Origin of the sequence: Thioclava sp. UBA3469 (genome assembly GCF_002378135.1) — a bacterium.
Taxonomy (GTDB): domain Bacteria; phylum Pseudomonadota; class Alphaproteobacteria; order Rhodobacterales; family Rhodobacteraceae; genus Thioclava; species Thioclava sediminum.
Genome location: NZ_DFRG01000095.1, coordinates 436 through 696 on the forward strand (window position 1 = coordinate 436; position 261 = coordinate 696).

The 261-nt window shown below is 64.8% G+C and carries 1 protein-coding gene; it reads right to left on the reverse strand.

Going from position 1 to position 261, the window contains the following annotated elements:
- The coding region (locus tag B3D39_RS08015; protein WP_286789580.1) for a helicase HerA-like domain-containing protein at positions 1-261 on the reverse strand (261 nt) is incomplete at both ends.

Sequence of the window (261 nt, forward strand, 5' to 3'; positions counted from 1 at the left end):
CAGCAACAGCGGCCCCATCTCGGAGACGGTCGTGCGCACCGGATGGCCCTTCTCGCCGAACATGTCCCAGAAGACCGTCGGATAGGCGCGGTATTGCAGATCGAAACCGATGGTCTGCGAGCGCTCCATGAAGGCGTTGTGCAGCTTGGCCTCAGCCGAGCCAGTCGCCGCGATGCCCGACAGATCGCCCTTCACATCGGCCATGAAGACCGGCACGCCCGCCTGCGAAAAGCCCTCCGCGAGGATCTGCAGCGTCACCGT